This is a genomic window from Massilia sp. UBA6681 (assembly GCF_002454935.1).
GTDB classification, from domain to species: domain Bacteria; phylum Pseudomonadota; class Gammaproteobacteria; order Burkholderiales; family Burkholderiaceae_D; genus Telluria; species Telluria varians.
The window spans coordinates 61,691-86,828 of record NZ_DKJX01000002.1 but is presented as its reverse complement, the minus strand read 5'-3'; the positions used below and the strand labels follow the sequence as shown (position 1 = coordinate 86,828).

Here is a 25,138-nt window from a genome sequence, read left to right as displayed (position 1 = left end):
CAGGGGCACCGGCCTTGTGTTTTTTGGTGTCGTTTTTCTGTGGATCACTGATCCCGCGACAACACCCCATTGTTCACCCGCACCCGATCCCCCTGGCGGAAGCCCGGATCGTTCTCGAACTGCAGCGTCTGGGTCGCGCCGCTGTTCGCATAGCGCACGATGACTTCATAACGCTGGTCGCGGTTCATATTGCGCTGGACGTTGCGTCCTGCCAAGCCGCCGGCCACTGCGCCGGCCACGGTGGCCGCGGTACGGCCGCTGCCGCTGCCGACTTGGCTGCCGAGCAGGCCGCCGATGACGGCGCCGCCCGCGGTACCCAGGTAGTTGCCATTACCCGACACTTCGATCACGTTCACCGCCTCCACGGTGGCGCAGTTGGTGCAGTAGCGCGCCTGGCGCGGTTCGCTGACGCGCGCACCCGCCAGCAGCGGACGGCCCAGCACCGAGGTGACGTAGCGGCCGTTGGCGCGGATGGTGGCCGTCACGCGGCTATCCGGAGCGATGCGGTCGGCGTTGCGGATCGTATACACGGCGTCGTACTCGCCCGGCCGCACTTCCGGCAGGAAGAACACACCGCGCGCACCGGCAATCGCCACCTCGACACGGCCGCCCGGGGTGCCGAACACCGTGAAGCGCAGCTCGTTGCCCGGGCTGAGGTCGGGGCTGCCCTGCACGTTGAAGCGCTCGATCGCCGGCGCCGACGCCAGCTGGCCGCGCCGTTCGCGCGGCGCATTCTGCTGCAGCAGCGATTCGCTCAGCAAATTGGTGGCAACCTGGTTGCCCAGGCGCAGGTTGGCGGTGACGCCGCTTTCCGGACGGATGCGGTCGTGGGTGCCGATGGTATAGGTGCCGGTGTACTGGCCAGGCTCGACTTCGGTCAGGTTCAGGTTGCGGGTGGCGCCGTCGATGCGCAGGGTGGCGATGCCGCCGGGGCTGCCGTACAGGTCGAAATGCAGCTCGACGCCGGGCGTCAGGCGGCGCACTTCTTCCACGTTGAATCCGTTGATGACCGGCCCGTAGGCGCGGTTCTGAGATTGCTGGGCCTGGGCGGTGACACTACCCGTCAGGACCGGTCCAAGCATCATTGCCGCAGCGAACGCGGCCTGCAGCAGCTTACTGAAAACCATGGTTTCGCCCCCTTGTCGATTGGCAGTACAGGATCACTTCTTTATCTGCAGGGAATTGTCACCCCAGCACGACAAGGGGTCGGTACGCTATCGTACGCAGTGAACGGCGTCTCCCGACGTCACGTAGATGCTGTCGCCCGGCTCCGGACGGATCGCATGGCCGCCGGTAAAGGCGCCGAAGGATGGCAGGATCATGCGGTCCTGCCCGACCACGAAGCACGGCAGGCGCAGCGCGTCGAAACGGGTCGCCAGCACGTAGACCGGATGGATGTGGCCGGCCAGGGCGTAGCCCGGGGTGGCGAGATCCGGGTGGTGGCAGAAGGCGAAGGGGCCGAGCGCGTGCGGCTCGTCCACCAGGTCGATACCCAGCGCCGCAGCCGGGTCGCCCGCGTGGCGGTCGTGGTTGCCGCGCACCAGCGTCAGCTGCAAGTCGCGGCGCCGCTCGCGCCAGGCCAGCATGGCTTGCTGGGTGGCGCTGGCATGGGCCGCGCGCGCATGCAGGAAATCGCCCAGGAAAACCACGTGGCGCGCCCCATGCGCCTCGACCAGGGCGTCGAGTCCTTGCAGGTTCTCGGTGGTGGTCCCGCGCGGCACCGGCACCCCGAGGGCGCGGAAGGCCGCCGCCTTGCCGAAGTGGATGTCGGCGATGGCCAGCATCTTTTCATGCGGCCAGTACAGCGCCTTCTCCGGCAGCAGCAGGAGCGTCTCGCCGGCGACACGGACTGCGACGCTGCTCATGCCGCTGCCGCCTTTTCGAGTTCGCGCACCATGCGGGCGACGCGGTCGGACAGCTTCTCGGTACTGACCTTCTCGCGGAAGCGCTCGACCATCAGCGCGAAGCCGAAGGGCGTGGCGCGCTTGACTTCGCGGTAGGCGACGCGGCGCCCGTGCAGTTCGACCAGGGTCTCGCGCAGGCGCGTCAGTTCCAGCTCCTGCTCCAGCACTTCGCGCTGCGCCTGGGTGAGCAGCAGGTTGCCCGCATCGTGCTTGCGAAAGACCTCGAAGAACAGCGAAGACGAAGCCTGCAGCTGGCGGTTCGACTTCGGCTGGCCGGGATAGCCCTGGAACACCAGGCCGGCGATGCGCGCCACCTCGCGGAAGCGCTGCTGCGACAGCTGGGTCGCGTTCAGGCTGCCCAGCACGTCCTCCAGCAGGCAGTCGGTCGTGAAGAGGTCCACGTCATGGCCCATGTCGCCTTCGAACATGCGGGTCCAGTCCACCGGTTCCGGCGTGAGCAGTTCGAACCCGTAGTCGTTGATCGCAATCGAGAAGGTCGAGGGCTGCATGCGCCCGATCCGATAGGCGAACAGCGAGGCCAGTCCCATGTGCACCGAGCGCCCCGCGAAGGGATAGACGAACAGGTGCCAGCCTTCGCGGCTCTTCATGCTCTCCAGGACCAGGGTCTCGTTGGTCGGCAGCGCCGACCAACGGCACTGGATTTCGATCAGCGGCCGGATCGCCTCCATCTCCGGGCTGTCGTAGATGCCTGTTGATGCCAGGCGCAGCTCCTCCAGCGCCGCATGGGCCAGCTCCGAGGACATCGGCATCTTGGCCCCGCCCCAGCGCGCGATCGCCCCGCGGTTGCTGGTGGCGCGCTTGACGAAGGCCGTCATCTCGTGCACGCGCACGAATTCCAGGATGCGCCCGCCGAACAGGAAGTGGTCGCCGGGCTTCATGCGCGAGATGAAGGATTCCTCGACGCTGCCGATGCGGCCCCCGCTCATGTACTTCACCGAGATGGTGGAATCGGACACGATGGTGCCGATGCCCATGCGGTGGCGCCGTCCGATCGCCGTATCCGGCACCCGGTAGACGCCCTCCTCGTCCGGCAGCACGCGCCGGTATTCCGGATAGGCCAGCAGGCTCTGGCCGCCGCGCGCGACGAAATCGAGCGCCCACTGCCATTCTTCCTCGTCCAGGTTGCGGTAGGACCAGGCACGCTTCACCTCCTCGTACAGCTCACCGGAAATGAAACCGCCGCCCAGCGCCACCGTGACCAGGTGCTGCACCAGCACGTCGAAGGGTTTGTTGGGCACGTAGCGCCCCTCGATGCGGCGCGCCGCCACCGCCTTCTTGGCGCCGGCCGCCTCCAGCAGTTCCAGGCTGTTGGTCGGCACCAGGGTCACGCGCGAGACCCGCCCCGGCGCGTGGCCGCTGCGCCCGGCGCGCTGCAGCAGGCGCGCGATGCCCTTGGCGCTGCCCACCTGCAGCACGCGCTCGACCGGCAGGAAGTCCACGCCCAGGTCCAGGCTGGCGGTACAGATCACCGCCTTCAGCTCGCCCTTCTTGAGCCCCATCTCGACCCACTCGCGCACCTCGCGGTCGAGCGAGCCGTGGTGCAGCGCGACGATGCCGGCCCAGTCGGGGCGCTCGTCGATGATGTTCTGGTACCAGATCTCGGACTGGGCGCGGGTATTGGTGAACACCAGGGTCGCTTCGTGCTGCTCGATCTCGCGGATCACGGGACCGAGCATCTGCAGGCCCATGTGGCCGCCCCAGGGAAAGCGCGCCACGTTCTCGGGAATCAGGCAATCGACCTCGATTTTCTTGCGCAGGTCGCCTTCGACCAGCACGCCCTCGTCACCGCCGAGCAGCACCTGGCGCGCCAGGTCCAGGTTGCCCATGGTGGCCGAGACGCCCCACACCAGCAGTTCAGGGCGCCAGTGACGCAGGCGCGCCAGCGCCAGCTGAACCTGCACGCCGCGCTTGCTGCCCATCAGTTCGTGCCACTCGTCGATGACGATCATGTCCAGGTGCTTGAACTGCTCGGCCGCTTGAGCGTGGCTGAGCATCAGCGACAGGCTCTCGGGCGTGGTCACCAGGGCGGCTGGCATCTTGCGCGTCTGGCGCGCCCGCTCGGCCGAGCCGGTGTCGCCGGTGCGGGCGCCCACCTGCCACTCGGGCATGAGCTGGGCAGCGGACTCTTCCAGCGCGCGCATGGTGTCGGCGGCCAGTGCGCGCATCGGTGTGATCCACAGCACGCGCAGGCCGGCCGTATGGCGGCCTGTCTTGAGGCCGGCGCGCTGCAGGGCCGCGAACCAGACGGCGAAGGTCTTGCCGGCGCCGGTGTTCGCATGCAGCAGGCCGGACTGGCCCTTCAAGGCCGCTGTCCACACCTTGCGCTGGAAGGGGAACACGGTCCAGCCGCGCGCGGCGAACCAGGCGTCGATGCGCTCGGTAACAGGATTCTTGCTCATGCACCAGCCGCGGCCAGCAGGCCTTTCAGTGTGTCGAGGGTATCGGCCTCTTCCACCGGCTTGTCGAAGCGGCGCCGCAGGATGCGCGGGAAGCGCACCGCGATGCCGGCCTTGTGGCGGGTCGACAGGGCGATGCCTTCGAAGCCGATCTCGAACACCATGGTCGGCTTCACCGAGCGCACCGGCCCGAATTTCTCGATGGTGGTCTTGCGCACCGCGTTGTCGACCTGCTGGATCTCGGCGTCCGTGAGCCCGGAATAGGCCTTGGCGAAGGGGACCAGCTTGCGCTCCCCGCCCTCCCCGTCCCAGACCGCGAAGGTGTAGTCGGTGTAGAGCGAGGCGCGGCGGCCGCTGCCGGCCTGGGCGTAGATCAGCACCGCGTCCACCGTGTAGGGATCGATCTTCCACTTCCACCAGGTGCCGACGTCCTTGGTGCGGCCCACGCCGTACTGGGCGCTCCTCGCCTTGAGCATCATGCCTTCGACGCCGCGCTCGCGCGATTCGGCGCGCAGGCTCGCCAATGCATCCCAGCTGTCGGCTTTCACCACCGGCGAGAGGCGCAGTTGCGGCAGGTCGATCGCCGCCACCTCGGTTTCCATCAGCGCGCGCCGCTCGTGCTGGGGCAGCGCGCGCAGGTCGACGCCGCCGAATTCGAGCAGGTCGTAGCAGCACAGCACCGCCGGCAGTTCGCTCAAGAGCTTGGCGCTCAAGGTCTTGCGGCCGATGCGCTTCTGCAGGTCGGCAAAGGGCGCGGGCGCATCGACGCCGGGCTGCCAGATCAGGACTTCGCCATCGAGCACCGTGCCTTCCGGGATGCGTACATTGGCCAGCTCGGGAAAGCGCTCGGTGATCAGGTCTTCGCCGCGCGACCACAGGAAGTTCTGGCCGCCGCGGCGCACCAGCTGGGCGCGGATGCCGTCGTACTTCCACTCCACCTGCCAGTCGTCGATCTCCCCCAGCGCGGCAGGCTCGCCCTGCAGCTGGTGCGCCAGGAAGAAGGGATAGGGCTGGCCGCCGCGCAGCTTGTGTTCTTCATCGGACTGCGCGGCGATCAGCTGCAGGAAGCTGGTGGCGGTCGGCCGCACCGAGTTGTCGGTCCAGCCCATCAGGCGCTGGGCGACCAGCTTGCTGTCCACGGCGGCAATCGCCGCCAGCGCGCGCGTGACCAAAAGGCGCGATACACCGACGCGGAAACCCCCGCCGATCAGCTTGACGAACAGGAAGCGTTCGCGCCAGTCGAGTTCATCCCAGGCCGCGTACAGGGCCTCCTTGATCGTGCCCGGGTCGGCGCCGCGCAGCGGGCCGATCCTCTGCTCCATCCACTCGGCCAGCCCGACGTCGCTGCGACGGCTTGGGGGCGGCAGGATGTGGGCGATGGTTTCGGCCATGTCGCCCACCGCATGGTAGGACTCGTCGAACAGCCACTCGTCCAGGCCGGCGTACTCGATCGCGTACTGGCGCAGCAGTTTGGTCGGCACCGCCTGCCGCGGTTTGCCGCCGGCCAGGAAGTACACGGCCCAGGCCGCGTTTTCGGGGGCGGCGTGCGAGAAATAGGACTGCAGGGCGTCGAGCTTGCGGGTGGTGGAGGTGGTTTCGTCGAGTTCGGCGTAGAGGCGGGCGAATTCACGCATCGGGCTCTCCCTGCGCCTCCTGCGGCGCCTTGTTCGCCGCCGCGCCGGCCGGCGCAGTCGCCTCGTCTTCTTCCTCGTCGCCGTATTCGGTATCGAAGCCCTTGGCATCCAGTCCGTTCTGGCACAGCCAGCGCACCATGGTCGGAATCGAGCCGTGGGTGACGATGATCTGCTGGGCTTGGGTAGCCTTGATGGCGCTCATCAGGCCGGGCCAGTCGGCATGGTCGGACAGCACGAAGCCGCGGTCGACGCCGCGCCGCCGCCGTGCGCCGCGCAGCAGCATCCAGCCGCTGGCGAAGGAATCGCTGTAGTCGCCGAAGCGTTTCATCCAGGGCGAGCCGCTGGCGGACGGCGGCGCGATCACGATCGCACGCCGCAAAGCCGCCTTCTCGATCTCGCTGACCATGACGGTGTCGGGCAGCTCGACGCCGCCGGCGCGGTAGACCCGGTTGAGCGGCTCCACCGCGCCGTGGCAGACGATCGGCCCGATCGAAGGATCCAGGCGCGACAGGATGCGCTGGGCCTTGCCGAAGGCATAGGCGAATACCACGCTGCAGCGTCCCTCCTCGGCATTGCGGCGCCACCAGGCGTTCATCTCGTCGATGACCTGCTGCTCGGGGTCCCAGCGGTAGATCGGCAGGCCGAAGGTGGATTCGGTGATGAAGGTGTCGCAGCGCACCGGCTCGAAAGGGGCGCAGGTCTTGTCGGGCTCGACCTTGTAGTCGCCGGAGGCGACCCAGACCTCGCCGCCGCACTCCATGCGGATTTGCGCCGAGCCAAGCACGTGGCCAGCCGGGTGCAGCGAGATGGTGACGCCGTTATGGGTAATCGTTTCGCCGTACTCCAGACCCTGCACGTGGATGTCGCCCAGGCGCGATTTGAGCACGCCCACGCCGGGCGCGGCTGCCAGGTAATGCCCGTGGCCGTAGCGCGCATGGTCGCCGTGGGCATGCGTGATCACGGCCCGGTCGACCGGGCGCCAGGGGTCGATGTAGAACCCTCCAGGTACGCAATACAAACCTTCCTTGCGGACGACGACCATGTCCCCCATGCGGTTCCTTCACAATAAGATGCGAGCCTCAGGCTGGCTCGAGAAACTCGGCCAGGAAGGTGCGCGGTTCTTCCTGGTCCGGGAACACCATGGTGATCTGGTCACCGGCGACCGCCACCACGCTGCCTTCCCCATACTTCGGCGCCCTGGCGCGGCAGCCGATGGCGAAATCCGGCCCGCACGGCTCGGCCGCGGGATGGCGGTCGAACTCGTCGTCGCGGATTTCAATGCCGTCGAGCGCCAATGCCGGCGGATTCAGGCAGTTGTCGCACTTGCAGCACTTCTCGAAGCCCTCGACTTCGTCGCCAAAGTAGTCCAGCAACAGCTTCCAGCGACAGAAGCCGCTTACCGCATAGCCTACCATCTGCTCGAGCGCTTCGCGGTCCCGTTCAGCCTTCTGAACATATACCTCCGCCAATTGCCCGAACACTTGCGGGTCAGGCTCCGCCTTGGTCGGCAGGTATTCGAGCTTGCGGTTCTGGCGCAGCAGCTTGCCGTCCTTCAACAGCTTGATGCACACCTTGAGCTTGGCTTCGCCTGCCTCTTCCAACGCTTCTTCCAGGCGCGCGGTGGTGACGGGAGCCTCTTGCGCCAGCTCGCGCACGACGGTATAGACCGTCTGTAGCTCGGCCGCCGCCGGATAGTGCTTGCACAGGAAGAATTGCTGGATGCGCTTGTCGTCCTGCAGGAACAACAGCGTGCAGCTGGCGTCCAGCCCGTCGCGTCCGGCGCGGCCCGATTCCTGGTAATAGGATTCGAGGTTGGCCGGAATCTGCAGGTGGATCACGAAGCGGGTATCGCTCTTGTCGATGCCCATGCCGAAGGCATTGGTGGCGACCATCACGCGCCGCTCGCCGTCCATGAACAGGTCCTGGTTCAGCTTGCGCTCGGCGCTGGACAGCTTGCCGTGGTAGATCGTGACCGATTCGCCGGCCTCTTCCAGCACCGTCAGCATCTCTTCGGCCATCTTGACGGTGGCGGCGTAGACGATGCCGGTTCCTTCCGTCTCCTGCACCAGCTTGCGCGCCTGCGTCAGCTTTTCCTGGGGATTGGTCACCTGGACCACGCTGTAATGCAGATTCGGCCGGTAGATGCCGGTGTTGATGACGTTCAGCTTGCGGCCCAGCTGCTTGCCGATGTCGGCCATGACCTCGTCGGTCGCGGTCGCCGTCAGGGCCAGCACCGGCGGCTTGCCGAGGGCGTCGAGGGCGGCGGAAAGGCCGATGTAAGCCGGGCGGAAATCATGGCCCCATTGCGAGATGCAGTGGGCTTCGTCGACCACGACGATGTCGAGCGTGACCTGCTGGAGGACCGCGATGAATTCGGGCGAGACCAGGCGCTCCGGGGTGCAGAACACGATCTCGCAGGCTTCGCTGGCGATCGCCTCGATCGCGGCCGCCTCTTCCTCGGCGTTCAGGCTGCTGTTGACCTGGACCGAACGGATGCCCAGCTCCTCGAGTTTTTCGAGCTGGTCCTTCATCAGGGAAATCAGGGGCGAGACGACGATGGTGATCCCCTCGAGCATCTTGGCAGGGATCTGGTAGCACAGCGACTTGCCGCCGCCGGTAGGCATGATCGCCAGCGTGTCCTTGCCGTCGAGGACGCTGTCGATGACGCGTTGCTGGCCGTCGCGCAGCTGTTCGATTCCGAAGGTGGAACGCAGCAGGCGGCGGATGCTATTGCGGCGCACGGCGAGCAGGCCGCGGTGCAGGAGTGTGGGTTCGTGTCGGGTCATGATGGAAGCTACTCTATGCCCGCCGCATCACGGCACCTATAGGACACAGCCTAGCTTTCCCGTAGGAGCTCAACTAAGTCACGCGACAAAATTCATCGTGACAATGTCACAAGGTTTACTCCTACAAATCCACGGAGGTTTTGCCGATGGTTACCGTCGAGAGGAGTGACTAAGATGACACCATCATCACTACGAATCCAACCGATCAGGAGTCTCATCATGGCACGCCGTCACCCAATGACCTGGACCGCAGTCCACCTGGCACTGGCCAGTGCGGCCACCTGGCTGCTGCTCGAGACCGAAGCGCTGACCGGGGCCTTACTCGTCGCTTTCCACTGAACTGCACTGCTCCAAGGCTTCAGGGGCTTTCTCGCCTCTGAAAATGCAAAGGCCCTCGGCCTCTACTTCTCCGCCAACGGTTCCCAGACATACTGGATTGCCGTCCAGCCTTCGATCGGTTTACCGTCGACCATCGGAGGATTGAAACGGCATTTGACCATTGCCAGCCGCGCCGCCTCGTCGAGTGATGGATATCCCGACGACGTGTGGACGAGCGACTGCTTGACGACACCGTCGGCGCCGAGCAGGAAACGCAAGGTCACCGTTCCTCCACGCTTGTGTTCGAGGTCCTGCTTGGGGTAGGCGGGGCGGGCGCAGGTTTCGGGCCTGAGGTTCCCTGGTGAATTGGCTGTTGCCTTGATCGGCACGATCTTGTCGCCGGCATCTACGCTGAACGATGCCATGAAAACCAGCATGGAAACAGCTGAAACATGTCGCGGTATTTTTGGTTGCATTGCAATCTCAAATTGGAAACGCTTTACTCCCGGCGGAGCACGCCTAGCAGCCCAGTTTCTTGTAGCGCTTGCGGAACGAAAAAAGATCCTGGCGAATCGATTCCATCATCCCGGCGCCAGCGCTCCGCTCCGCCTGTTCGGAGGTAAGGATGGCCGCTTCGAGCTGGCGGCATTCGCTCTGCGATGCAGCATCCAGGTGATGACGCCGGGTCGCGGTAGCGAATTGGGACGGACTCATGCCTGTCAGCGGTTTGACGGCATGCGCAAATTGCTCGGAACGGATCTCGTTTGCGACGTCGTTTCCGATCCTCCTCGATCCGGACAAGCGGTCCGCACCCCGGGTCGGCACGACATCAAGCCGCTGCGCGCCGACGCATGGCTCGTCCGAATAACTGACTGTGCCCTTGACCTGGCATTTATAGATCGTGCGATTTGGCGCCGGAAGCTGGGATTGGGCCGCGGCATCCGGCAGGAAAATGCCGAGCAAAGCCCAGCACAAAGCGAAACGCGTCGATATCATGGTCGTGCTCATATGGATGAGCGGCCAGCTTACAAGGATTTTTTGTACCGATTCTCCTCAATTCTCACAGGGACGAGGGTTTCAAAGATGCTTGTAGAAGAAGGTCGTCGCGCAGAACTCGCCGTCGGGCATGAGCGCAAACTTCGGCACCACGCCGGCGCGCTGCCACCCGGCCCGCTCGTACAGGCGCTCGGCGTCGCCGCCCGTCACCGTATCGAGCACCAGCACGGTTTTCCCCTCCTCCTTCGCCACCTCATCGAGCGCCGTCAGCAGCCGCCGCCCCACCCCGGCGCGGCGCGCGCGGCGATGCACCAGCATCTTGGCGACGTCGGCCCGGTGCGGCTGGTTGTCCGGCATCGCCATGACGAGCTGCACGGTGCCGACGATCGCACCATGCGCGTCTTCGGCCACCAGCAAGGCGCGCTCGCCGCGTGCGACGCCGTCTGCCACGCCACGCCAGAAGGCCAGCGCCTTCTCGCGCGCCAGCGGCAGCATGAAGCTCACGGAAGCGCCGCCTTCGACGCAATCGACCAGCACGTCCGCCAGCCCCTCGACGGCGGCCGCGGCTTCCCTAGCGCCGAGGCGCCGCACGATCAGGTGGTCGCTCATGGGTTCCTCCTGTTCGACGCGACCAGCGCCACCAGGTAGCGCGCATCCCTGCTGCCGGGGTTGTGGAAGCTGACCGGCCGGTCCACGCGCATGGCCAGGCAGTCGCCGGTCGCCAGCTGCCAGCGGGCGTCGCCGACCGTGATGTCCATCTGTCCGTCGATCATCCACACCTGCTGCTGGATGTCGGCGTCGCGCACCGAGGTGTCGAAGGCCACGCGCTGCCCGGCCGGGAACACGACCTCGACCAGCTGGATCGGCGAAGGCGCCGCGGGAGACAGGTGGCGGCGCCGGTAGCCGCTGACCGGATCGGTCCACACCGGCTGCTCCGCGGCGCGGGAGACCGGCGACGGCACGCTATCGCCGTCGCCGCCCTGCTCGAACAGCGCCGCCAGCGGGACGCCGAGGGCGGTGGCCAGCTTGTCGAGCACGGTGGCGGTGGCGCTGCTCTCGCCGCGCTCGATCAGGGAGATGGTCGAGCGGCCTACCCCGCTCAGCTCGGCAAGGGTGGCCAGTGAATAGCCCCGTTCCTCGCGCAGGATCCGCACGCGGCGGGAGATCAGTTCGTTGATGTCCATGAATCCATTATACTGGATTCATTAATCCAGTAAACTGGATTTCGCAGCCGTAAAAAAAGGCGCTGTCCTCCTTAGCTATGGATGACTCCGATCGCGAGGTGCAGTAATTGCTCCACTGTCGTGATCCGTCCCCCATCGAGCGCCCGGCGCCAGCCCAGGTAGTTCGGCAAGTAGCGCGAAGCGACCCCGCGGAAGCGGCTCAACCACTGCCGGAAGCGCTGGTGGTAGGCATTTACATTTTGCACATGGATGACGCCGGCAATACCGTGGCGTACCCGCACGCCGGCACGCAGGTTCACCGCCTGGTGCGCAATGCGATGCTTGCAGGCGAAACTGCGATACGCCGCATGGGCGTCGCTGACCAAGAGCACCTGCCGGTCGAGCCGGGGCAGCAGGTGGCGCTCCAGGTGCGCCGCCGTCAAGGCGCCCCGGCCGACCACGGCGTCGACGGTCTGGCCACTGCGGTCGCGCGCGACAATAATGCAGTCGAGTTCGCGTGAAATGCCGCGCTTGCCCGCCCGGCCGCCACGTCGGCGTGCTGGCCGGTCCAGCTTGCGCGCGCCTTTCTGCGATTCCAATATAAACATTTCGTCAGCCTCGGCAATGCCGCCCAGGCGCGTCGGCTGAGCATGCCTGGGTCGCTCCAGGAAGCGGTGGCGCCAGCGGAAGGCGGTGTTGCGGTGCACGCCGACCTCGCTGGCGGCGGCGCGCACCGACTTCGAGTCGAGCACGGCGCCCAGGTAATCGAGCCATTTCTCGCGCAACCGCAGCCGCGCCAGTGGCGTGCCGCTCAGGTCGTTATAGGTGCGACTGCAGGCGCGGCAGCGATAGCGCTGCAGGCCGTTCGCTTGTCCGTGCCGGTAGTAACGTTCGCAGGTACAACTGGGGCAGCGGCGCTGCGTGGCGCCGATCTGGCCGATGTGGGCGATCACCTGGTCCAGCCCGGCAGCGGGATGCAGGGCGGCCAGCGTTTGCAGGCGCTGAGGCAGGTTCAGTGCAGGGAGTTTGGCAAACCACTTCTTGAAATGAGGTGCGCGCATGGTCGGCTCCGTCTGTGGCGACAGGTGTTCGACCAGGAAGCAGCTCAGCAGTTCCGCCCTCATCCATAGTTAAGGTTGACAGCGCCTAAAAAAACGCCATCCCCATGACGGGAATGGCGTTCCTGGTTTGCTCAGGCTGCCTTGGCTTCCTCGGCAGTGCTTTCCTCTTCCACCGGCAGGCGCATCAGGTAGTCGAAGGCCGCCAGCGATGCCTTGGCGCCCTCGCCCACCGCGATCACGATCTGCTTGAACGGCACCGTGGTCACGTCACCGGCCGCAAACACGCCCGGGATCGAGGTCTGGCCCTTGGCGTCGACTTCGATTTCGCCGTGCGCCGACAGGTCCAGCGTACCCTTCAGCCATTCGGCGTTCGGCACCAGGCCGATCTGGACGAACACGCCTTCCAGGTCGACGCGCTTCAGTTCGCCGCTGTTGCGGTCCTTGTACGACAGGCCGTTGACGATCTTGCCGTCGCCGTGGATCTCGGTGGTCTGCGCCGACTTGATCACGGTGACGTTCTTCAGCGAGTAGAGCTTGCGCTGCAGGACCGCATCGGCACGCAGTTCGGCGCCGAACTCGATCAGGGTCACTTCCTTGACGATGCCCGCCAGGTCGATCGCCGCCTCGACGCCCGAGTTGCCGCCGCCGATCACCGCCACGCGCTTGCCCTTGAACAGCGGGCCGTCGCAGTGCGGGCAGTAGGCCACGCCCTTGTTGCGGTACTCGCGCTCGCCCGGCACGTTGATCTCGCGCCAGCGGGCGCCGGTGGCGATGATCACCGACTTGCTCTTCAATACCGCACCGGTTTCGGTGTGCACCTCGATCATCTTGCCCTCGACCAGCTTGTTGGCGCGCTGGGTGTTCATGATGTCGACTTCGTAGTGCTTGACGTGCTCTTCCAGGGCGACGGCGAACTTCGGGCCGTCGGTTTCCTTCATCGAGACGAAGTTCTCGATGGCGAGCGTATCCAGCACCTGGCCGCCGAAGCGGTCGGCCAGCACGCCGGTACGGATGCCCTTGCGGGCGGCGTAGATCGCCGCGGCCGCGCCGGCAGGACCGCCGCCGACGATCAGCACGTCGAACGGGTCTTTCTGGTTCAGTTCAGCCGCCTTGCGGGCGCCGGCGCCGGTGTCGATCTTCGACAGGATCTCTTCCACGCTGGTGCGGCCCTGGCCGAAGTGCTGGCCGTTCAGGAACATCATCGGTACCGCCATGATCTGGCGCGCTTCGACTTCGCTCTTGAACACGCCGCCGTCGATGGCGACGACCTTGATGCGCGGGTTAATGACCGACATCGCGTTGAGGGCCTGCACCACTTCCGGGCAGTTATGGCAGCTCAGCGAGATGAAGGTTTCGAATACGTAGTCGCCGTCCAGGTTCTTGATCTGCTCGATGACAGCCTGGTCCAGCTTGATCGTGTGACCGCCCACCTGCAGCAGCGCCAGCACCAGCGAGCTGAATTCGTGGCCGAGCGGGATGCCGGCGAAATCCACGGCGATATCGGTGCCCACGCGCTTGATCGAGAACGAAGGCTTGCGGGCATTGGCGCCGTCGGTGCGCACGGTGATCTTGTCGCTCAACGCGGCGATTTCGCGGAGCAGTTCATCCATTTCGCGCGCTTTCGGCGAATCATCCAGCGATGCAACGAGCTCAATCGGCTGCACCACTTTTTCCAGATAGGCCTGCAACTGCTTCTTGAGGGTTGCGTCCAGCATGATGTTTTCCTCGACTATGACGTTGTTGTTTGAGTATATGGCGGTGCCTGGGACCGAAACGGATCCCTGAAATGCACCGGGCCGCCCACGGCGGCCCGGGACAGTACTACCTTGCTGCTAAATTAGATCTTGCCGACCAGGTCCAGCGACGGGGTCAGGGTTTCAGCGCCTTCGGTCCACTTGGCCGGGCACACTTCGCCTGGGTGCGAAGCGACGTACTGGGCAGCCTTGACTTTGCGCATCAGTTCCGAAGCGTCGCGGCCGATGCCGTTGTCGTGCACTTCCATGACCTTGATCTGGCCTTCCGGATTGATCACGAAGGTGCCGCGCAGTGCCATGCCTTCTTCTTCGATCATGACTTCGAAGTTGCGCGACAGGGTGCCGGTCGGGTCGCCGATCAGCGGGTAGTTCACTTTCTTGATGGCGTCCGAGGTGTCGTGCCATGCCTTGTGGGCGAAGTGGCTGTCGGTCGACACGCCGTAGACGTTCACGCCCATCTTCTCGAATTCAGGCTGGAAGGCAGCCAGGTCTTCCAGTTCGGTCGGGCAGACGAAGGTGAAGTCGGCCGGGTAGAACATCAGAACCGACCAGGTGCCCTTGAAGTTCTCTTCCGTCAGATCGATGAACTTGCCGTTGTGGTAAGCGGTGGCTTTGAACGGCTTGATCTGGGTGTTGATGAGGGACATGTAATCTCCTGTTTTCGGGTGGTTAAAAGATTTGATAGACGCCAGTGTACCGACCTGAGCGTCTTTTGTGAAATTGATTGATGCGATACTGTCGATTGATTTTAACTATCAAGCAAATATTGCTCTCCCTTGAGGGGAATTATCGAGCCGGCAAGCCAGCCCAATCCATGAAGTGTGGACGAAACGACAGCGTGATGCAACCCGTGCTTCGATTGGGAAGAATAAGGGAGAAGTGTGACAGGATGGTTTCGTGGGATGGGCGGCAAAGCAGCCCATCCCACGATATGGAAGACTTCAAGCCGTGGTGGCCGTATCGACCATCTGCTCGCAGGTCGGCAGGATCAGCGAGAAGGTCGAGCCCTCGCCCGGCTTGCTGGTCACGCGCAATTCGCCGCCGTGCGAGATCGCCAGCTGGCGCGAGATGTACAGGCCCAGGCCCAGGCCCTTCGGCTCGCCGTTGCGCGCGCCGCGCTCGTAGGGCTCGAAGATGCGTTCCAGGTCGCTCTGGGCGATGCCCTTGCCCTCGTCGCGCACGTCGATCCGCACCGTGTCCTCGGCGTACTGGACGCTCACCTCGACCGGCTGCCCGCCGCCATAGCGCAGCGCATTGGTCAAGAGGTTGACCACCACCTGCTCGATGCGGAACTCGTCCCAGCAGCCCTCCACCGGCGGATGCGGCTGCAGCGACAGCTTGCAGCCGGTGGCCGCCGCCTGCAGCGACAGGTCGCTGACCACGCGCTCCAGCAGGTCCATCAGTTGTACCTGGCCCGGACGAATCGACAGCTGGCCGCTGCGCATGCGCGAGACGTCGAGCATGTCGTCGATCAGGCGGATCATGGCCTTGATCTGGCGCTCGTCGCGCTTGATCATGGCTTCGAACTGGTCGGGCTTGATGGTGGCCAGGGTGCCGCGCTTGAGCTGCAGGCTGCGCATCTGCGCTTCCAGGAACAGGGTGTTGAGCGGCGTGCGCAGCTCGTGCGCCACCAGGGACATGAATTCGTCGCGCATGCGCAGCGAGCGCTGCAGCTCTTCCTGGGTCTGGTTCAGTTCGCGCAGCAGGGTTTCCTGTTCCTGTCGGCTGCGCTCGATCGCGGCCATCTGGCGCTGCATCTGGCGGCGCTGCTGGTCGAGCGTGACGAACACATTGACCTTGCTGCGCACCGCGTCCGAGTCGAGCGGCTTGTAGAGGAAGTCGACGGCGCCGGTCTCGTAGCCCTTGAAGGCGTAGTTCAGCTCGCGGCCGGCGGCCGACACGAACACGATCGGGATGGCGCGGGTGCGCGACGTGGAGCGCATCATCTCGGCCAGTTCGAAGCCGTCCATGCCCGGCATCTGGACGTCGAGGATGGCCAGCGCGAAGTCGTGCTCGAGCATCAGCGCCAGCGCTTCCTCGCCCGAGGAAGCCTGGTAGACGAGGCGTCCTTCGCCACGGATCAGGGCATCGAGGGCGCGCAGGTTCTCCGGCAGGTCGTCGACGATCAAAAGTTTGCTAGGGTCTTGCAGGCTCATAAGTTCCTCAGCATGGGAAGCAGTGTCCGGATACCGGACAGCGGCAGCACGAGATGGGGCGCACAGCGCCGGATCGCCTCGATCGGCATGGCGCTGGCCTGGGCCTCTCCCGGGTCCTGCACGACGGTCAGCCCGCCGCGCTCGCGGATATGGCACATGCCGTCGGCGCCGTCATGGTTGGCGCCGGTCAGCAGGATGCCGGCCAGCGCCGGACCATAGGCGTCGGCGCTTGACTCCATCAGCACATCGATCGCCGGGCGCGCGAACTGCACCGGCGGCTCGCAGCTGAGCGAGAAGCAGCGGTCGCGCTCGACCGACAGATGATAGCCCGATCCGGCGAAATAGATCACACCGGGTTCCAGCTGCTCCTTGTCGCGCGCCTCGCGCACCGGCAGCGCGGCGCGCAGCTCGAACAGCTCGGCCAGGCGGCTGTCGCGGTCGGGCGGCACGTGCAGGATGCACACGACGGTGGGGCGAAAACCAGCCGGGATGGCCGGCAGCAAGCCAATCAGCGCATCGACGCCGCCGGCCGAGCCGCCGATGACGACCAGCTCCACGCGGCGGCCGCGCAGGGCCGCGCCAATGTCCGCCAGGGCGCTCGCCGGGATGCTCACAGCGCACCCTTGCGGTAGATGCGCTCGCGCCGGGCCAGTACGTCGAAGCGGTCGGCATAGCTGGAGAACTCGATGCTCTCCTTGCTGCCCAGGCCCAGGAAGCCGCGGTGGCACAGCGATTCGTGGAACAGCCCGAGCGCACGGTCCTGCAGCTTGCGGTTGAAATAGATCAGCACATTGCGGCAGCTGACGAAATGGGTCTCCGAGAACACGGTATCGGTGGCCAGGCTGTGGTCGGCGAAGGTGACGTTCTCGACCAGGGCGCGATCGAACAGCGCGCCATTGTAGGCCGCCGTGTAATATTCGGAAAAAGCGCGCTTGCCACCGGCCTTCTGGTAGTTCTCGGTGTACAGGCGCATGCGTTCGAGGTTGAACACGCCGCGCCGCGCCGCCTCCAGCGATTCCGGATTGATGTCGGTGGCGTAGATGATGGCGCGGTCGAGCAGGCCTTCTTCCTGCAGCAGGATAGCCAGCGAATATACCTCTTCGCCGGTGCTGCAGCCGGCCACCCACAGCTTCAGCGAGGGATAGGTCTTCAGGAAAGGCATCACGTGCTCGCGCAGCGCGAGCCAGTATTCCGGGTCGCGGAACATCTCGGTGACCGGAATCGTCAGGTACTGCAGCAGCTGGGCGAAGCCGTCCGGCTCGTGCATCACCTTGGCCTGGAGCGCGGACACGGTGTCGCACTCCATCTCGCGCATGGCCACCAGGATGCGACGCTTCTGCGACGCACCCGTATAGTCCCTGAAGTCGTAGTTGTACTTCAGGTAGACGGCTTCCACCAGCATCTTCAGCTCGATGTCGAAGTCGTCCGGCGGGGTCGGATCGATGGGGCTCATTGGCGTGCTCAAATGCGTTCCAGTGTCGGCATCCACACCCGGATCAGCGAGTACAGGCGGGAGAGGTCGATCGGCTTGGCCAGGTAATCGTTGGCGCCGGCGGCCAGGCATTGCTCCTGGTCGTCCTTCATCGCCTTGGCCGTGATCGCGATGATCGGCAGGCGGTCGAAGCGGCCGTCCGCGCGGATGCGGCGGGTCGCTTCCAGCCCGTCCATGCCCGGCATCATCACGTCCATCAGCACAAGGTCGATGCCCGGCACCTCGTCGAGCTTGGCGATGGCCTCGAAGCCATTCCGGCCCACCTCGACCTTGGCGCCGCGCGATTCGAGCGCGCTGGTCAGCGCGAACACGTTGCGCACGTCGTCGTCCACCAGCAGGATGGTACGCCCTTCGAACACGCGGTCGCGTCCACGCACGGCCTTGAGCATGGTCTGGCGCTCGGACGAGAGCTCGCTTTCCACCTTGTGCAGGAACAGGGTCACCTCGTCCAGCAGGCGCTCGGGCGAACGCGCGCCCTTGATGATGATCGAGCGCGAATACTTGAGCAGCTCGGCCTCTTCGTCGCGGGTCAGGTTGCGGCCGGTGTACACGATCACCGGCGGGAAGGAGCAGACTTCCTCGCTGGCCATGCGCTCGAGCAGCTCGCCGCCCTGCATGTCGGGCAGTTTCAGGTCGATGATCATGCAGTCGAAGATCTGCTCCTTCAGCAGGGCCAGGGCGTCGCCGCCGGTGCCGACCGCCCGGATCTCGACATCAGTGTCGGCGATCAGCTGCACCACGCTCTCGCGCTGGCGCTCGTCGTCCTCGACCAGCAGCACGCGCTTGATCTTCTGGCTCGATTTTTCCTGCAGCTTGCGGAACACCTCTTCCAGCTGCTCTCGGCTGGTGGGTTTCAGCGCATAGCCGATCGCGCCCAGGTGCAGGGCCTCGCCGCCGTTTTCCATGCTCGAGACGATGTGCACCGGGATGTGGCGGGTGGCCGGGTTGTCCTTCAGCTGCTGCAGCACCGACAGGCCGGAGCTGTCCGGCAGGCGGATGTCGAGCAGCACCGCGTCCGGCTTCTGGCTGGCGGCCAGCGCCAGGCCCTCGCCGGCGCTCAGCGCCACCAGGCAGCGGTAGTCGAGTTCGTGCGCCAGGTCGAACAGGATGCGCGCGAATTCGGGTTCGTCCTCGATCACCAGCACGGTACGGGTCCCTGCGGCAGGCAGGTCGCGGTCGTCCGCGAAGCTGGCGGCCGGCTCCATCGATGCCGGAGCACTGGTCGGCGCCGGAGTCGCCAGCGGGGCCGGCTGCGGGGCATTCAGGGCCGGCGCCGCCGGCGGGGTGGCCGCCACCGCGCCGCTGCGCGGCAGGCTCAGGGTGAACAGGCTGCCCTCGCCCGGCTGGCTCGACACGTTCAGGCTGCCGCCCAGCAGGTTGGTGAGGTCGCGCGAGATCGACAGGCCCAGGCCGGTGCCGCCGAAGCGGCGGCTGGTGGTGCCGTCGGCCTGGTGGAAGGCGTCGAAAATCTTGTCCTGCTGGTCCTGGGCGATACCGATGCCGGAGTCGCGCACCCCGAACTGCACCCAGCCCTCGGGCGTCACGCCCACCGTCATGCGGACGGCGCCGCGATCGGTGAACTTCACCGCGTTGGACAGCAGGTTCTTGAGGATCTGCTCGACGCGCTGGCGGTCGGTGGTGATGGCGGCCGGCACGTTCGGGTCGATCGTCACGCTGAACTCGAGCGTTTTCTGGCGTGCGAGCGGCTCGAAGGTGCGCGCCAGGCCCTCGACCATGCGGCGCAGCGGCACCTCTTCCGGCACCAGCTCGAGCTTGCCCGCCTCGACCTTCGAGATGTCGAGGATGTCGTTAATCAGGTGCAGCAGGTCGTTGCCGGCCGAGTAGATGGTCTGGGCGAAGCGCACCTGCTCGTCATTGAGGTTGCCGCTGGCATTGTCGGCCAGCAGCTTGGCCAGGATCAGCGAGCTGTTGAGCGGCGTGCGCAGCTCGTGCGACATATTGGCCAGGAATTCGGACTTGTAGCGGCTGGCGCGTTCCAGCTCCAGCGCGCGCTGGCGCAGCTGGTCCTGCGCGCCGGTCAGGGCCGCGTTCTTCATGTCGAGGTTCAGCGCCTGCTCGGCCAGCTGGTCGTTGGTGGCGCGCAGCTCCGACTGCTGGTTTTCCAGCGCGGTCTGCGATTCTTCCAGCGCGCGCGACTGCTCTTCCAGCTCCTCGTTGGCGGTGCGCAGCTCTTCCTGCTGGACCTGCAGTTCCTCGTTCAGGGTCTGGGTCTCTTCCAGCGCATGCTGCAGGCGCAGGCGGTACAGCACCGCCGCCATCGAGGCGCCGACCGCCGGGGCGATCAGTTCCATGAACTCGCGGTCGCGCGCGGTCACGGGATGCAGGAAACCGATCTCGATCACGCCCTTGATCTTGCCGTGGTTGTGCACCGGGGCGATCAGGAGCTGGCGCGGCGGCGCGTCGCCCAGGCTCGAGGCCACCTTGATGTAACCGTCCGGCAGGTCGTTCAACACCAGCAGGCGGCCCTCGATCGCCGCGCGGCTGGCCAGCGAATGGCCCGGCATGATGACCTGGGCGTCGTCGGCCTTGTCGAAGGCGAAGCCGTAGGCGCCGATGCGGCGCAGGACGCCGTCCTCGCCGTTCACGTACATGGATGCGACCGCGCCGTCCAGGTAGCGGATCAGGTAGCCCAGCACGGCGTCGGCCAGCGGTTCCAGCGAATGGATGCCGGCGCTCAGCGCGGCCAGCTCGGTCTGGCCGGAACGCAGCCAGTCCTGGTGGCGCAGCTGGGCGTTGTGCTCGGCCTCGTGCTCCAGCGTCTCCTGGTAGGAATTCGACAGCATGACCAGCTGGCGGCGCCCGAACATGGCCAGGCCGCCACCGACCAGCAGGCTGAGAAGCAGGAAGGAGACCACCGACCAGGTCGTGACGCGGCGCGCCTCGTCGTTGCGCTCGCGCAGCAGGCGGCGCTCGACGTCGAGGAAGTCGTCGAAGGAACGGCGGATCTCGTCCATCAGGATCTTGCCGCGGCCGCTACGTACGGCGTCGAGGTAGGTCGGATCGTTGCGGCGGCGCCGTTCGATCATCTCGGCGGCGAAAGCCTTCCATTGCATCTGCGAGGCCTGGATGCGCTTGATCCGGTCAATCTGGGCCGGATTGTCCGCGACCATCTCGCTCATCGATCCGAGTCCGCTCTGTACGCGCTGCAGGGCGAGCAGATAAGGTGAAAGGAAAGCCTCGTCGCCGGCAAGCAGGTAGCCGCGCATCCCGGCTTCCATGTCGGCCGCAAGCTTGCTGACCTCTTGCGCATTGCCGATGACGCGCTCGGAGTGCTCGACCCGGTTCAGTGCATTGATCAGGTAAGCGATCAGGGCGACGAATACGATTGCGGTAACGACGCTCAATCCCAGCGGCAAGGCGACGTTGCGGCTCAGGATGCGGCGAAATTGTGAATTATCGATGGAAGGGCCGGCCATGCGTGACGAAAAGTTAGGAAAAAAATATCCCAAGTGTAACGCATGGTCGTATTTTCCGTCACACAATTGGATGAATGATCGACATCTTAATTTTTAATACAGAAAGTAGATTCCGACGAATCCTTTATGCGAGATGGGTCGCAAGATACGGCGCCGTGCGGCTGGCCTTGCAGCGCGCCACCTCTTGCGGCGGCCCGGCGCAGATCAGCTTGCCGCCCTCGTCGCCCGCCCCCGGGCCGACATCGATCACCCAGTCGCAGCCCGCCACCACGCGCATGGTGTGCTCGACCACGATCACCGTGTTGCCGGCGTCGACCAGGCGGTTCAATTGCGCCACCAGGCGGTCGGCATCGCGCGGGTGCAGGCCGGTGGTCGGCTCGTCCAGCACGTACAGGGTGTTGCCGCGCCCGGCGCGCTGCAGCTCGGCCGCCAGCTTGATGCGCTGCGCCTCGCCGCCCGACAGTTCGGTCGCCGGCTGGCCCAGGCGCAGGTAATCGAGGCCGACTTCACGCAGCACCTCCAGCGAGCGCTCCACCAGCGGCTCGCCCTCGAAGAACGCAATCGCCTCCCCCACCGTCATGCCCAGCACCTCGGCGATGTTCTTGCCGCGGTAGCGCACCTCCAGGGTCTTGGCGTTGTAGCGCGCACCTTCGCAGGTCGGGCATGGCGCATACACGCTGGGCAGGAACAGCAGCTCGACCATGACGAAGCCCTCGCCGGCACAGTGCTCGCAGCGCCCCTTGGCCACGTTGAAGGAGAAGCGGCCGGCGTCATAGCGGCGCTTCTTCGCGTCCGGCGTGGCGGCGAACAGCTTGCGCACCTGGTCGAACAGGCCGGTATAGGTGGCCAGGTTGGAACGCGGGGTGCGGCCGATCGGCTTCTGGTCGACCCGCACCATGCGCCGTATTCCCTCCATGCCGGCGACGATGCGCCCTTCGAGCGGCAAGGCGGCTTCCTGTTCCAGGCCCGGTTCTTCGGCCTCCGGGGCATCGGTCTCCGGCGCGCCCTGGCCGAGGGCCCTGCTTACCAGCTCCACCAGCACCTGGCTGACCAGGCTCGACTTGCCGGAACCGGACACGCCGGTGACCGCCGTCAGCACGCCGAGCGGGAAGTCGGCCTTGACCCCGTCGAGGTTATTGCGGCGCACGCCCTCCAGGCGCAGCCAGCCGACCGGCTGGCGCGGCGCGCGTTTTTCCAACGGCGCTTCGTTGAACAGGTAGCGCCGCGTCTGCGAGTCGGCGACCTTCTTCAATCCGCCGGGCTCGCCGCTGTACAGCACCTGCCCGCCCTTCTCGCCCGCTTGCGGGCCGACGTCGACGATCCAGTCGGCCTGCCGGATCACGTCGAGCGCGTGCTCGACCACGAACAGCGAGTTGCCCGCGCTCTTCAACTGTGCGAGCGCATCGAGCAGGGCTTCGGTATCGGCCGGGTGCAGGCCGGCCGAAGGCTCGTCCAGCACGTAGACCACGCCGAACAGGTTCGAGCGCACCTGGGTCGCCAGGCGCAGGCGCTGCAGCTCGCCCGGCGACAGGGTCGGCGTGCTGCGTTCCAGCGCCAGGTAGCCCAGCCCCAGGTCGAGCAGCACGCGCAGGCGCGCGCACAGGTCCTGGGCGATGCGCTGGGTGACGATCATCTGTTCCGGGTGTTCCCTGGCGCGCGTCTTGTCCTTGGCCGCTTCGCCGGCCGCGTAGGGTTGCAACAGCTCGCTGAGCCGCGCCAGCGGCATGCGCGACAATTCCATGATGTCGATGCCGGCAAAGGTGACCGACAGCGCTTCCTGGCGCAGGCGCTTGCCGCGGCACTGCGGGCATTCGGTCGAGACCATGTAGCGCGCCACGCGCTTCTTCATCGAGGCGCTTTCGGTATTGGCGAAGGTCTGCAGCACGTAGCGGCGCGCGCCGGTGAAGGTGCCCTGGTAGCTGGGCGTGTCCTTGCGCTTGAGCGCCGCCTTCGTTTCCTTGGGCGTGAGGCCGGCGTAGACCGGCACGGTCGGGGTCTCGTCGGTGAACAGGATCCAGTCGCGGTCCTTCTTCGGCAAGTCGCGCCAGGGGGTATCGACGTCGTAGCCCATGGTGACCAGGATGTCGCGCAGGTTCTGGCCATGCCAGGCCGGCGGCCAGGCGGCCACCGCGCGCTCGCGGATGGTGAGCGAATCGTCCGGCACCAGCGATTGTTCCGTCACCTCGTAGACCCGGCCCAGGCCCGAGCACTGCGGGCAGGCGCCTTCCGGCGTGTTCGGCGAAAAGGATTCCGCGTACAGGAGTTCCTGGCCAGGCGGATAGTCGCCGGCGCGCGAATACAGCATGCGCAGGGAATTCGACAGCGTGCTCACGCTCCCCACCGAAGAGCGCGCGGTGGGCGAACCGCGCTGCTGCTGCAGGGCCACCGCCGGCGGCAGGCCGTCGATCTCGTCGACCTCGGGCACCGGCATCTGGTGGAACAGGCGGCGCGCATAGGGCGACACCGACTCCAGGTAGCGGCGCTGGGCTTCCGCGTACAGGGTGCCGAAGGCGAGCGAGGACTTGCCCGAGCCGGACACGCCGGTGAACACCACCAGGCTGCCCCTCGGGATGTCGACGTCGACGTTCTTCAGGTTGTGTTCGCGGGCGCCACGCACCCGGACGTAGCCTGCGCGGCTTTCGCCGGCGGTGGAAGAATGGTCGTGCTTGTGGCCCGTCGGCTTGTCGCGCATGATTTCCCCGGCATCGTGAGGTCGATCCCGTATTACAGCCGACGTCCAAGAAATTGTCCGTGCGTTCAGCAACAGTTCAGCGCACAAGCGAGGCCAAGCGCTCGCACATGGGCGCCAGGTCCGCCGGTCCGCATAGCGCGGCGACCTTGCGGCAGGCTTCGTTCACATCTTTATTGTCAACAACTTCTGCCAGCCGCTTCTCGAGCCGCCGTGCTGTCAGTCGGGCAGCCTTCAGGCTGGCGCCCACACCCAGCGCCCTCACCCTTGCCGCGTTGTCGAACTGGTCGTGCGCCAGCGGCACCACAAGCTGCGGCGTGCCGGCGCGCAGGGCTTCGGCCGTGGTGCCGATGCCGCCATGGTGCACCAGCGCCGCCACGTGCGGCAGCAAGGCGCGCAGCGGCACGTAATCCTGCCACAGCACCGGCGTCGGCAGCTGGGCCGGCAGCTGCTCGCGGTGCGGCGTCAACAGGATGGCGCGCAGGCCGCGCCGGGCGCAGGCGTCCAGGGCGCAGCGGAAGTAATGGGCCGCCTGGCGGTTGCCGGTGCCGGGCGTGAACACCACCGGCCTGGCCCCCTCCTGCAGGAAGCGCGCCACTTGCGGCGACAGCTCGGCCTGGGGCGATGGGTCGAACAAGGGAAAGCCGGCGCGCGCCAGAGGCTGCGGCCAGTCTGGCTGGGTCGGCGCAAACCATTCGGGGAACAGGGTCACGGACAGGTCGGGCACCTGCACGATGTGCTCGATCAGGCTCGCAACCGGCGCCAGCCCATGCGAAGCCCGCGCCGCGTTCACGTCGGGCAGCGAAACCGGATCGATCAGGGCCTTGCCGATGCGCCGCCACAGCCAGCGGCGCGCGCCCAGCGGCACCCAGCGCGGCACCGGATACGGCCCCAGCATGAGCGGGTCATGCACGGTCGGCAGGTTGGATGGCGCCAGGTAGATTGCCGCGACTTTCAGGCCGGGCCGCTGCGCACGGCACAGGTCCGCTTCCGGCAGCGCGAGCGGATGCGCCAGCAGCACGACCTGCTCGTCCTGCGGCAGCGCGGCCACGAAGGCGGGAATCTGCGCCATCGCCGGGCGCGTGGCGCGCCACACCACGGCCAGGCCACGCGTCGGGTGCCACAGGTCGGGATGGTCGAGCACCGCTTCGTCGGCCGGCAGGCCGTGGAAGGCCAGGCCGGTCGGCTCCACGAAAGGCGCATGCTGCACCGGCCCGAGCATGCTGACCCGGCGCCCGCCCTCGCGCAGCGCCAGCGCCACGCGCATGAAGGGAAACAGGTCGCCGGCCGAGCCGATGGTGACGACGACGAAGTGCAGCTGCGGCATCGAA

At 66.2% G+C, this 25,138-nt stretch carries 19 protein-coding genes; all 19 read right to left on the bottom strand.

Going from position 1 to position 25,138, the window contains the following annotated elements:
* Positions 1-44: 44 nt before the first annotated feature.
* On the bottom strand, positions 45-1,127 hold the full coding sequence (locus B2R83_RS00575) for a glycine zipper 2TM domain-containing protein (protein ID WP_292037714.1): 1,083 nt from the start codon (positions 1,125-1,127) through the stop codon (positions 45-47).
* An 87-nt stretch (positions 1,128-1,214) separates the two neighbouring features.
* On the bottom strand, positions 1,215-1,865 hold the full coding sequence (gene pdeM, locus B2R83_RS00570) for a ligase-associated DNA damage response endonuclease PdeM (protein ID WP_209588984.1): 651 nt from the start codon (positions 1,863-1,865) through the stop codon (positions 1,215-1,217).
* Complete coding sequence (locus B2R83_RS00565) at positions 1,862-4,324, bottom strand: ligase-associated DNA damage response DEXH box helicase (protein WP_292037713.1); 2,463 nt, start codon at positions 4,322-4,324, stop codon at positions 1,862-1,864. The genes pdeM and B2R83_RS00565 overlap by 4 nt, the downstream gene beginning before the upstream one ends.
* The gene (locus B2R83_RS00560; RefSeq protein ID WP_292037712.1) at positions 4,321-5,955 is read right to left on the bottom strand and encodes an ATP-dependent DNA ligase; all 1,635 of its coding nucleotides are present in this window, start codon (positions 5,953-5,955) and stop codon (positions 4,321-4,323) included. The genes B2R83_RS00565 and B2R83_RS00560 overlap by 4 nt, the downstream gene beginning before the upstream one ends.
* Positions 5,948-7,006: a ligase-associated DNA damage response exonuclease gene (locus B2R83_RS00555; RefSeq protein WP_292037710.1), complete on the bottom strand. Its 1,059-nt coding sequence runs from the start codon at positions 7,004-7,006 to the stop codon at positions 5,948-5,950. Before B2R83_RS00555 ends, B2R83_RS00560 begins: the two co-directional genes overlap by 8 nt.
* A 28-nt stretch (positions 7,007-7,034) precedes the next feature.
* Positions 7,035-8,741: a RecQ family ATP-dependent DNA helicase gene (locus tag B2R83_RS00550; protein WP_292037709.1), complete on the bottom strand. Its 1,707-nt coding sequence runs from the start codon at positions 8,739-8,741 to the stop codon at positions 7,035-7,037.
* 401 nt (positions 8,742-9,142) lie between these two features.
* Positions 9,143-9,535 (bottom strand): energy transducer TonB, encoded by a 393-nt coding sequence (locus B2R83_RS00545; RefSeq protein ID WP_292037708.1) that lies wholly within the window; start codon positions 9,533-9,535, stop codon positions 9,143-9,145.
* Between the two features lie 43 nt (positions 9,536-9,578).
* On the bottom strand, positions 9,579-10,067 hold the full coding sequence (locus B2R83_RS00540; RefSeq protein ID WP_292037707.1) for a hypothetical protein: 489 nt from the start codon (positions 10,065-10,067) through the stop codon (positions 9,579-9,581).
* A 69-nt stretch (positions 10,068-10,136) separates the two neighbouring features.
* Positions 10,137-10,664 carry a GNAT family N-acetyltransferase gene (locus B2R83_RS00535; RefSeq protein WP_292037706.1) on the bottom strand — a complete coding sequence of 176 codons (528 nt, stop codon included), beginning with the start codon at positions 10,662-10,664 and terminating at the stop codon, positions 10,137-10,139.
* Positions 10,661-11,239 (bottom strand): helix-turn-helix domain-containing protein, encoded by a 579-nt coding sequence (locus B2R83_RS00530; RefSeq protein WP_292037704.1) that lies wholly within the window; start codon positions 11,237-11,239, stop codon positions 10,661-10,663. Before B2R83_RS00530 ends, B2R83_RS00535 begins: the two co-directional genes overlap by 4 nt.
* A gap of 71 nt (positions 11,240-11,310) precedes the next feature.
* On the bottom strand, positions 11,311-12,279 hold the full coding sequence (locus tag B2R83_RS00525) for an IS1595 family transposase (RefSeq protein ID WP_292037703.1): 969 nt from the start codon (positions 12,277-12,279) through the stop codon (positions 11,311-11,313).
* Positions 12,280-12,410: 131 nt separating this feature from the next.
* A complete protein-coding gene (gene ahpF / locus B2R83_RS00520) occupies positions 12,411-13,994 on the bottom strand; it encodes an alkyl hydroperoxide reductase subunit F (RefSeq protein WP_292037702.1) in 1,584 nt (527 codons plus the stop codon).
* Between the two features lie 122 nt (positions 13,995-14,116).
* Complete coding sequence (ahpC, locus tag B2R83_RS00515; protein ID WP_027864232.1) at positions 14,117-14,680, bottom strand: alkyl hydroperoxide reductase subunit C; 564 nt, start codon at positions 14,678-14,680, stop codon at positions 14,117-14,119.
* Positions 14,681-14,974: 294 nt separating this feature from the next.
* The gene (locus B2R83_RS00510) at positions 14,975-16,189 is read right to left on the bottom strand and encodes a hybrid sensor histidine kinase/response regulator (protein ID WP_292037701.1); all 1,215 of its coding nucleotides are present in this window, start codon (positions 16,187-16,189) and stop codon (positions 14,975-14,977) included.
* Positions 16,186-16,803, bottom strand: a complete 618-nt coding sequence (locus tag B2R83_RS00505) for a chemotaxis protein CheB (RefSeq protein ID WP_292037699.1) — start codon at positions 16,801-16,803, stop codon at positions 16,186-16,188. Before B2R83_RS00505 ends, B2R83_RS00510 begins: the two co-directional genes overlap by 4 nt.
* A complete protein-coding gene (locus tag B2R83_RS00500; RefSeq protein WP_292037697.1) occupies positions 16,800-17,642 on the bottom strand; it encodes a CheR family methyltransferase in 843 nt (280 codons plus the stop codon). Before B2R83_RS00500 ends, B2R83_RS00505 begins: the two co-directional genes overlap by 4 nt.
* A gap of 8 nt (positions 17,643-17,650) precedes the next feature.
* A complete protein-coding gene (locus B2R83_RS00495) occupies positions 17,651-21,118 on the bottom strand; it encodes a response regulator (RefSeq protein ID WP_292037696.1) in 3,468 nt (1,155 codons plus the stop codon).
* Positions 21,119-21,242: 124 nt separating this feature from the next.
* The gene (uvrA, locus tag B2R83_RS00490) at positions 21,243-23,810 is read right to left on the bottom strand and encodes an excinuclease ABC subunit UvrA (protein ID WP_292037695.1); all 2,568 of its coding nucleotides are present in this window, start codon (positions 23,808-23,810) and stop codon (positions 21,243-21,245) included.
* A gap of 76 nt (positions 23,811-23,886) precedes the next feature.
* On the bottom strand, positions 23,887-25,134 hold the full coding sequence (locus B2R83_RS00485) for a glycosyltransferase (protein ID WP_292037693.1): 1,248 nt from the start codon (positions 25,132-25,134) through the stop codon (positions 23,887-23,889).
* Positions 25,135-25,138 lie beyond the last annotated feature (4 nt).